This is a genomic window from Roseivirga ehrenbergii (assembly GCF_001593005.1).
GTDB lineage: Bacteria > Bacteroidota > Bacteroidia > Cytophagales > Cyclobacteriaceae > Roseivirga > Roseivirga ehrenbergii.
Window position 1 is genome coordinate 937,658 of the sequence record NZ_LQZQ01000045.1, and the last position, 9,780, is coordinate 947,437.

Here is a 9,780-nt window from a genome sequence, read left to right on the forward strand (position 1 = left end):
ATAAATTATGACAACATTACAAGTACACACTATCGAAACAGCACCAGAAGCTAGCCATGCCCTATTAGAAAAATCTGTAAAAGCCTATGGCGGAATACCAGGCTTACATGGCGTTTTGGCTGGTGCTCCGGGATTATTGGAAGCCTACCAAACTATTCACCAACTGTTTGTTGATTCTTCATTCAATAACGAAGAGTTAACCGTAGTATGGCAAACCATCAACGTAGAACATGCTTGCCATTACTGTGTTCCTGCCCATACCGGTATTGCGAATATGATGAAGGTTGATCCTGCCATCACTGAAGCACTCCGCAATGGCGAGGCAATGCCAAACGAAAAACTACAGGCATTACACGAAATGACATTAACGATTGTCCGCAACCGTGGTCATGTAAGTCAGGAAGAACTTGACGCATTTTATGCTGCTGGTTATGGTGAAAGACAATTATTAGAAATTATTTTGGGACTATCGCAGAAAGTAATTAGCAACTACACCAATCACATTGCTAACACACCTGTCGATGCTCAGTTCAAAAAATATGCTTGTACAGCTGATTCAAAATCTTAAGTACTTTTGGAGGGCATGGTTAGACCTTTTGGTTTGTTCATACCCTCCTATTATAAACCCTCAATTACCATCATAAGCCCCCAGATTTTGGCTTTGGTAAACCTATACATGTTCAAAAAAGTTAATAATGTTAAACAATAGGAGAAACTTTATGAAAAAAGCCGCCTTTACAGGGATAGCAGGATTTGCAGCCCCTAGCGCTGCTTTTGGTTTATCACCAAATTCAGAAACAAAATCGATGATCCGCCCCAAGGTATTGTTCTTCGATGTCAATGAATCCTTGTTGGATTTAGCGATCATTAAAAAGAGTGTAGGCAAGGCTTTAGGCGGAAGAGAAGACTTAGTACCGCTTTGGTTTACCACTATGCTGCAGTATTCTTTGGTAGAAACCACTGGTCGACACCGTTCAACTTTATAACACTAACAACCCATGTTCTCTTAGCGTATTAATAGGTTTTGAAACCCAAAAGAGTTCAAAATCTTCGAAATGGGTTTCGTAGTCGGCTTTGATTTGGGCATAAGTAAGTAGAGGTTCAGCACCAATTTTCAGTTGCTCTAAGATGTGAATTAGCCATTCTGCCTTTTCACCCTCAGTGGTGATATCAAAACTTTCGCGTTTGGTGTAAAAAGTCAGTTGTGCCCTTTCTCTAGTTACTCCTTTTTTAGTTTTGGCCTGAAAAGAAACCAAAGGTATTCCACCTAACCATACAATTTTAGCGGTGGGTCGAGTCACTAGCATCGGTTCGTTTTCCAAACTATTAATAATGAAGTCTCGCTTGATTTTCGTTTTTGGAATTTTGAACTCGAACCACTCCTGCAACGGCATATCGAAACCAATGCCATGCATAAAGTTGAAAAGTGACTTCTTTAAACCAAAGCTAAATCGCTCATGATCAATTCCTGTTTTGTCCTCGAACATCACATCATTATTCGCAAATGAAATCGACTTGTAATTTGGTGTAATTCCATATTCCGAAGGGTTTAGCCCAACAGGACTATGGGCAGTCAGCGCAAACTGATGCCAAAAACCAGATTGAATAATTCCTAACTCGAACATCTGACGCACCATTTCAAGACTGTCAATCGTTTCTTGTACCGTCTGACTTGGGTAACCATACATAAGGTACGAATGCACCATAATACCCGCTTCCGTGAAATTTCGGGTAACGGCCGCTACTTGTTCCACCGTTACTCCTTTATCAATCAGCGCTAAAAGTCGGTCTGAAGCGACTTCTAAACCACCAGAAACAGCAATGCATCCCGAAGCCTTGAGCAAAGCGCAAAGATCGGCTGTAAAGCTCTTTTCGAAGCGAATGTTCGTCCACCAAGTAATGGTAAGCTTGCGCCTGATGATCTCAATCGCCATTTCGCGCATTAAAGCAGGCGGTGCTGCTTCATCTACAAAATGAAAACCTCTCTCTCCTGTTTGCGCAATCAATTCTTCTACCCTGTCCACCAAAAGCTTGGCAGTAAGTGGCTCGTACCGCTTGATATAATCGAGGGAAATATCGCAGAAAGTACATTTTCCCCAATAGCAACCATGCGCCATGGTAAGTTTATTCCATCGGCCATCGCTCCACAAGCTGTGCATTGGGTTTGCAATTTCAATTACCGAAATGTACTGATCGAGCAATAGGTCTGAATAATCAGGCGTACCCAATTGACTCTGAGGAAAATCATTTTGAGGTGAGTTGTTAACGTAAACTACTTCTCCATTTTCCTTTAAAAAAGTTCTTTTAAAGATATTGAAATCAGGATTTTCAGGCTTTGGCTTTAATACATTCGATGCCAAAAGTAAAATTGGTAGTTCGCCATCGTCTAGCGTAATGTAATCGAAGAAGTCAAAAACGCGCACATCTTTCACCGTTCTTAATTCGGTATTGGGAAAACCACCGCCCATCGACACTTTAATGGCTGGATAATTGGCTTTGATGAACTGCGCACAGCGGAAAGCGCTATACAGATTACCTGGAAAAGGAACAGAAATACAAACCAATTTAGGCTGATATCCTTTTAGTCTTTCCTCCAGAATTTTAATTGTGATTTCATCGATATAAGTGAGTGGAGCCTGCAATTGCGCATAAAGTTCATCAAAGGCATTCGCGCTTTGCCCCAGCCTTTCCGCATATCGACTGAACCCAAAGTTCTCGTCAATGCATTCGATAATGAAGTCAGATAAATCTTCGAGGTACAAGGTTGCTAAATGCTTGGCGCGGTCCTGCATCCCCATGGCCCCAAAGGCCCAATCCAGATCGTCTACTTGCTCGAACCTAGCCGCCTCTGGCAAAAAGGATTCAGAGCAAATCTGACGAGCAAAAGTTTGATTCTTCCCTTGCAGAAAGGATATTACCCCTTCTATTGTATTCAGGTACTCTTCACGCAAAGCGTAAATTCGTTCCGAGTTTTCAGTATTGATTCGGTCGTTCTCTTCCGCAAAAGAGAATAAATATTGAAGGCTTTCCTTCGAGAATAATTCCAGAATCACTTCAATTCCCAAATCCATTTGAAAGGAGGAAATTGACTTGGTGTTTAGAAAACCCTTGAGGTAAGCCGTTGCCGGATAAGGCGTATTCAGTTGGGTAAATGGAGGCGTAAGAAGTAGAAGATCTTTCAAACAATTGACTTAATGCATGCCATCAACCTGAAAGCACAGCACAAAACTCGATAAAAATATTGAGACTAGAAGCGCTTTATAGTACAGAAAGCATGAGGCCTTGGTTAAAATGCATAGTTTTGCAGCCAGTTGGAAAACAGTTTTTCGACCTAAACAATTGATCTATTTTTTCGCTTTAGGTGGCTATGGTTGAAGAACAGCTTATCTCATTTCTAACTTTTCCGGGCAATAATTCATGAACAACGAACTTTCTCTCGTTACGGGAGCCAACGGTCATTTGGGATATAATTTAACCCGTCTTCTACTTTCTAAAGGGCATACCGTTCGGGCTACGCTGAGAAACCTAAAAAATGCAGAAGCATTAAATCAACTGGGCTGCGAAGTGCAGCATGCGGATTTAATGGATAAAGCCTCATTAGTGAAAGCGTTTGAAGGCGTCTCTCATCTTTATGCAGTGGGCGCTACTTTCGAAATGTGGTCGAAAAGCCCGCAAAAGGAAGTCTATGAGAACAACGTCACTGGTACTAGAAATCTATTTGAAGCAGCCGCTGAGGCAGGTGTAGAGAATATTCTGTACATCAGTTCTATTGCGGCATTGAACCATTCCATTCTTCCGGCACAAGAGAAAAATGGCTACAATGACGACCGCAATAGTTGGTACTACAAGTCAAAAAACGACTCTGACCAACTGGCACTTTCGCTGGGAAAAGAGTTCGGAATTAGAACAGTATTGGTGCTTCCTTCTGCCATGATTGGTAGTGTGGCGCATCGCTTGAATTACAGCAACCGCTTGGTCTGGCAGATTCTTCAAGGGGAAGTTCCGGTAGAAACCAATATTTCGCTCAATTGGATTGATGTGAAAGATGTAGCGCTCGGCAGCTACAATGCTATGCAAAAAGGCAGAGATGGCGAGCGATATACGCTGGCCAATGAAAAGCACACTACCGTGAAGGAATCCGTGCAAATCGCAGCAAATCTATACCCAGAACTGAATCTCAAAATCCCCATAAAAGTACCGAAGTTCTTACTCTATATGGTGGCAGGCGGAATGGAGTTGGTGAGTAAAATCACAGGCAAGGAGCCATTATTACAACGCCACTACCTCGATATGTTCTACGGTTTAAAACTGGATTACGATATTAGTAAAGCCAGAAATGAATTGGGTTTTGAGCCTACTCCAGCCAAAGAAGCTTTGGAAAATGCCTTTAGGTATTTGAAAGAGGAATGGGACGGTGGTCAATAGTCATTGGTCATTGGTCAAAATAAAAGCAATAGTGTATTGTTAAATCAAAACTCTATCGTAATATTGCAATGAATAAATAATTAAACATGGGCGTTACTAAGTCTGAAATATTTACTGAAGAGCAAAACAAGATTTCCATGATTGCGAAAGCCTTTGGTCATCCGGCCAGGGTGGCTATTCTTCAACACCTTTTTAAAATGAACACTTGTGTTTGTGGTGATTTAGTTGAAGAAATTGGTTTGGCGCAACCTACCATTTCCCAACATTTGAAAGAGCTCAAAAACTTGGGTTTGATCAAAGGAAATGTAGAAGGAACTAGCGTTTGCTATTGTATTGATCAGGAAGCTTGGGCAAACATGCAAGAGTTATTCAGTCAGTTTTTAAACCCTAATTTCAATACCCAAGGTGGGTGTTGTTAAAAAAATATTTTTCATTAATCGTAACATTGCAATAATAAAATTATGAAAATCTCAGAAATCAAAAATCACCTCAGCGGATTAAATCAAATCGCTTTTGAATTGCCTGATGGCAGCTTAGTTCCAAGTCACTTTCACGTAACAGAAGTCGGACAAGTTAGCAAACATTTCATTGATTGTGGTGGCACAGTAAGAACTGAAGAAGTAGCCAATTTTCAACTTTGGGAAGCCAACGATTACGATCATAGACTTCACCCAGAAAAACTAGTTCACATTATTGAACTATCAGAGAAAATTTTGGGCTTGAAGGATTTAGAAATTGAAGTAGAGTACCAAGGATCAACGATTGGTAAATATGGCTTAGACTTTAATGGTACTAACTTTCTTTTAACCTCAAAGCAAACTGCATGCTTGGCAATGGATAAATGTGGTATACCTGTGGAAAAGCCAAAAGTCAAACTAAGTGAAGTTCAAACTGCAGGCGCTTGCACACCAGGTGGAGGATGCTGCTAAACCATAAAAACCAATCATATTATGAGCAATATCAGCACAAAACTTCTACCGAATATTGAAGAATTCGTTTCTTCTATTTCGGTAGAATCCATTTCGAAGGAGCGCAAAGCTGTACTTCAGCCTCTGATTAACTACATTCAAAGTAAGCAAGACCAAGATGAAGTAACACAACTCAACTTCATTTGCACCCACAACTCACGCAGAAGTCAACTGACGCAAGCTTGGGCGAAGGTTCTGGCGGTTCACTTTGGAATTCAAATCGAAAGTTTCTCTGGTGGTGTAGAGGTAACTGCTTTTAATCAAAGTGCTATTAATGCACTGATCAATAATGGCTTTAAAGCCGAACTGGAAGGAGAAACCAACCCTAAAGTGAGTCTTACTTTCTCGGAAAACCATGCGCCATTAGTCATGTTCTCTAAAAGATTTGATGATGCTATTAATCCTGTTGAAGACTTCGCAGCGATTATGACTTGCTCAGATGCAGATGCTAACTGCCCCTTTATTGCGGGAGCCGAAAGGCGTATTCCGGTGAAGTATGACGACCCGAAATTATTTGATGGCACTCCGGAAGAAGCCGCCAAATACGCAGAGCGCAGTCTACAAATCGCTACTGAGATGTTTTATGTTTTCTCACAAATTAACAAATCATGAGTCAACCAAAAAAACTAGGCTTTCTAGACAGCTACCTCACCCTCTGGATTTTTATTGCGATGGGAATAGGCGTAGCACTGGGCTATTTTATCCCTTCAATTCCCGAAGTTATCAATTCTTACAGCAGTGGGTCAACCAATATCCCAATTGCTATTGGACTGATTTTGATGATGTATCCGCCATTGGCGAAGGTGAATTACGGATTACTACCCAAGGTTTTTAAGAATGTAAAAATTCTTTCTATTTCCTTGATTTTGAACTGGATTATCGGGCCAGTCTTGATGTTCATTTTGGCCATTACCTTCCTTCAGGATTACCCTGAATACATGGTTGGTTTGATTTTGATTGGCTTGGCTAGATGTATTGCTATGGTATTGGTTTGGAACGATTTGGCCGAAGGAAGCAGCGAATATGGTGCTGGCTTGGTGGCTTTGAATAGTATCTTTCAAGTGTTTGGTTATAGCTTTTACGCATGGCTATTCATTACTGTACTTCCACCCTATTTCGGTTTTGAAGGCGCCATTGTGGATATTTCTATAGTTACCATTGCAGAAAGTGTTGCCATTTATTTGGGTATCCCCTTTTTAGCTGGAATGCTAAGCCGATTTATCTTGGTGAAGTTAAAAGGTGAGCATTGGTACACTACCAAGTTCATCCCAACCATTTCACCCATGACCTTAATCGCCTTGCTTTTCACCATTATGGTGATGTTCTCACTCAAAGGTGAATTGATTGTTGAGATTCCGATGGATGTTTTGGTGATTGCCGTTCCGTTACTAATCTACTTCGCACTTATGTTCATCATAGGCTTCTTTTTCAGTAAAGCCATGGGGGCAGAATATGATAAAAATGCAGCCATTTCGTTTACGGCAGCTGGAAACAATTTCGAGTTGGCCATTGCAGTAGCTATTGCCGTCTTCGGACTTAATTCAGGACAAGCATTTGCGGGAGTTGTGGGGCCATTGGTAGAAGTACCTGCACTGATACTATTGGTTCGCGTAGCCTTTTGGTTAAAAAAGAAATACTACCCTGTTCAAGTTAAATAGCACAAAAAAAGAGAGCCCCGTTTGGGCTCTCTTAAATTAAGGTTTGTAAAAACGTCCTCTCCCACTACAAATAAGCATTTACCACTCACCTCAAATTATTTTTCTACGCTCACTACGTAATTACCCGAAGTACCCGCTGCAACCCCTCCACCTGTATGGGTGAAGCTAAACTTAAAACTCCCTGGCCCAAGTTCAAGAATAATCACTTCTTCGCCAGTGTCTAGGGTTATACTTCCTGCATTTTGATTGACCCAAGTCCATGTTCCCGTAGCCCTAAAAAGGTCGCCTCCATTGGTAGTAGCATATGTACCATCGGTAAAGGACAGGGCAAATCCCGGGTAATTCTGACTGACATCTTGGTTGTCTAACATTATCCCTCCATTCGTTCCGAAGGTCCAATCGCCTGCCAAAAGCTCAAAAGCTTCTTCTTGGGCTGTTGGCCCCGCAGGGTCATCGGACTTACAGCCGATGACCAATGCTACAAACATTATCAATACTCCGATTTTTAATTTATTGCTATTCATCTCTCTTATCTTTTGATCATTACTTTTTTCCTTACTACCGAAATACCATCTGTAAACTGAACTATGTAGAGGCCATTGGTATAGTCCGAAACATTCAGTCTTAGGGATTTTTCGGTAACCTTAGCCTTAGTGAAAACTGAAGTACCAGAAGCATTTATGATACTGATATCTAGCGTTCTATTTCCCAGTTCTGAAAGGTCGATATTCAGAATATCCTGTGCTGGATTAGGGAAAAGGTTGATTTCTTCGGCATCAATAAATCCATCATCCACTCCAGTAATAATCGCACCTTCCCCACTTACAGTCATTGAAACCGTTCCTGCATTGGTTATAAATGAGATAGTTCCAGTATAGACTTTTGCTTCTGTTGGCATAAAGCCAAGTGTCACCACTTTACTTTCTCCAGGGTTGATAAATAAACCTGTTACCAAGCCCACAAACCCATTAGGATAAAGTACACTGTTCACCATTAGGAGCGCATCACCGTCATTATGGATTGTTATGTCAAAATTAGAAGTAAGACCAAGCGCAGTGGCTGGAATTTCATAATCTGATTCAATACGAACTTCTGGTTCTTCAATGTTGGTGATAGAAATCGTGAATTGTTTCTCATAAGTCCCTCCTCTTCCATCGTCTGTTTTAATACGAATGCTATAGCTAGTCTTTAATTCGAAGTCGAAAATCTCAGCTGCCTGAAGTTTATTTCCAACAATAGTAAAGCTAGCATTAGCTGCTCCTCCAGTTCCTGACACTAGGCTATAAGTGTGTGTGTCGGTCGCATCTGCATCGGTGGTTGAAAGGTTACCGATCAATTGGCCGATGCTGTTATTCTCGCTAACCGAGGTGTTACTTAACATCAAATTGGTTGGTGCTAAATTAAATACTAGGCTTAAGCTATTTGAGGCCGTGTTATAATTACCAACCACATCAATTGCCACACCTTCCTCAATATTTACGGTTGCAGAGCTGTTTGTCGAAGTAACTGAGAACGTATAAGTATCTGCGTCAACAACCACAAAACTAGAAGCTGTTCCTCCCACCACAATAATGTCATCCAGACTAAATCCGATTACCCCTTCGCTAAACTGAGCGGTGATTGAATATAAACCTGCAACTGGATTAGAACTCCCTGCTGTTAGGCTTACACTTGGTTTAGTTTGGTCGTTTATAATACTGAATTGCGTAGCGGCCGTATTTGTATTCGAAGCTGCGTCTTGTGCTACGCCTGCAGCAACATTCAACGTTACAGCACCATCAGCTGAAGGTGTAATTGCAGCAGTATAAGTAGTTCCTGAACCAGTGAAATTAGAAGCTATTCCATTATCCACGGTCAAATCCCCAATCACGAAGCCAGTAACCGACTCACTAAAAGTAATAGTCACATTAAAGGCTCCGCTTGTTGGACTGGTTGAAGAACTTGCTATTGTTACCGATGGCTTCGTTTCATCATTGGTAATGCTCAATTGAGTAGCTGCGGTATTTGTATTTGTAGCCGCATCTTGTGCCACATCAGCCCGCACATCTACCGTTACCACACCATCAGCAGATGGAGTAATTGTAGCGGTATAATCCGATCCAGAACCAGCAAAATTAGAAGCTGTTCCATTGGTTACCATTATATCCTCAATTGCGAAGCCAATAACCAACTCACTAAAAGTGAAGGTTGTGTTAAAGGCTCCGCTTGAGACATTGACTGAGGGACTGTTAATAGTAATACCTGGTCTGGTCTCATCATTGGTAATACTCAATTGAGCCGCTATTGTGTTTGTATTATTGGCCATATCCTGAGCCACACCTGCTGCAATATCTATAGTGACTTCTCCATCAGCTGAAGGTGTAATAGTCGCTGTATAAGTAGTTCCTGAACCAGAAAAGTTGGAAGCAACACCATTGGTTACCGTCAAGTCACTCACAGCAAAACCTGTAACTATTTCACCAAAAGTCACGGTAATATCGAAAGCTCCTGAATTTAGACTTGACACATCACTTGTTATAGTGACCGAAGGCTGAATTTCATCCATATCAGTGACAGTGATGGTCACGTCCTGATTCACAGAATTTACTCCATCGCTAGCAACTACATTGATCACATAATCATTGTCGGTGTCACCATCAGTTGGGCTCTCATAATCAGGAGATGCCTTGAAAGTCACTACTCCCGTTGTTCCAACAATATCGAACAGTGCTTCATCATTGCCTGCTCCT

At 41.3% G+C, this 9,780-nt stretch carries 10 protein-coding genes; 7 read left to right on the top strand and 3 right to left on the bottom strand.

Annotated features, from left to right (window positions below):
- The first annotated feature begins 7 nt into the window (after positions 1 to 7).
- Positions 8 to 568: a carboxymuconolactone decarboxylase family protein gene (locus MB14_RS14310; RefSeq protein WP_062592689.1), complete on the top strand. Its 561-nt coding sequence runs from the start codon at positions 8 to 10 to the stop codon at positions 566 to 568.
- A gap of 127 nt (positions 569 to 695) precedes the next feature.
- On the top strand, positions 696 to 986 hold the full coding sequence (locus tag MB14_RS18985) for a twin-arginine translocation signal domain-containing protein (RefSeq protein ID WP_062592690.1): 291 nt from the start codon (positions 696 to 698) through the stop codon (positions 984 to 986).
- On the opposite strand, the gene MB14_RS14320 is transcribed toward MB14_RS18985, so the two are convergent.
- Positions 981 to 3,182 carry a B12-binding domain-containing radical SAM protein gene (locus MB14_RS14320; protein WP_062592691.1) on the bottom strand — a complete coding sequence of 734 codons (2,202 nt, stop codon included), beginning with the start codon at positions 3,180 to 3,182 and terminating at the stop codon, positions 981 to 983. The two genes, MB14_RS18985 and MB14_RS14320, sit on opposite strands and share 6 nt — an antisense overlap.
- A gap of 235 nt (positions 3,183 to 3,417) precedes the next feature.
- On the opposite strand from MB14_RS14320, the gene MB14_RS14325 reads away from it, so the two are divergent.
- The 5 genes from MB14_RS14325 to arsB all read left to right on the top strand — a co-directional run bounded on the left by MB14_RS14325 (position 3,418) and on the right by arsB (position 7,051).
- Positions 3,418 to 4,425, top strand: coding sequence for an NAD-dependent epimerase/dehydratase family protein (locus MB14_RS14325; RefSeq protein WP_062592692.1), 1,008 nt, complete (start codon positions 3,418 to 3,420; stop codon positions 4,423 to 4,425).
- An 86-nt stretch (positions 4,426 to 4,511) separates the two neighbouring features.
- Entirely contained in the window at positions 4,512 to 4,844 is a 333-nt protein-coding gene (locus MB14_RS14330; protein WP_053221981.1) for an ArsR/SmtB family transcription factor, read from the top strand.
- Between the two features lie 42 nt (positions 4,845 to 4,886).
- Complete coding sequence (locus MB14_RS14335) at positions 4,887 to 5,354, top strand: DUF6428 family protein (RefSeq protein WP_062592694.1); 468 nt, start codon at positions 4,887 to 4,889, stop codon at positions 5,352 to 5,354.
- 21 nt (positions 5,355 to 5,375) lie between these two features.
- Positions 5,376 to 6,005 (top strand): low molecular weight phosphatase family protein, encoded by a 630-nt coding sequence (locus MB14_RS14340; protein ID WP_062592696.1) that lies wholly within the window; start codon positions 5,376 to 5,378, stop codon positions 6,003 to 6,005.
- Entirely contained in the window at positions 6,002 to 7,051 is a 1,050-nt protein-coding gene (gene arsB, locus MB14_RS14345) for an ACR3 family arsenite efflux transporter (protein ID WP_062592698.1), read from the top strand. Before MB14_RS14340 ends, arsB begins: the two co-directional genes overlap by 4 nt.
- 95 nt (positions 7,052 to 7,146) lie before the next feature.
- Here arsB and MB14_RS14350 read toward each other — a convergent pair whose 3' ends face one another.
- Together MB14_RS14350 and MB14_RS14355 are read right to left on the bottom strand one after the other, a co-directional pair.
- Positions 7,147 to 7,575 carry a hypothetical protein gene (locus tag MB14_RS14350; RefSeq protein WP_132643973.1) on the bottom strand — a complete coding sequence of 143 codons (429 nt, stop codon included), beginning with the start codon at positions 7,573 to 7,575 and terminating at the stop codon, positions 7,147 to 7,149.
- 5 nt (positions 7,576 to 7,580) lie between these two features.
- Positions 7,581 to 9,780, bottom strand: a 2,200-nt coding sequence (locus MB14_RS14355; RefSeq protein WP_157716595.1) for an Ig-like domain-containing protein, incomplete at its 5' end; no start/stop codon positions are given.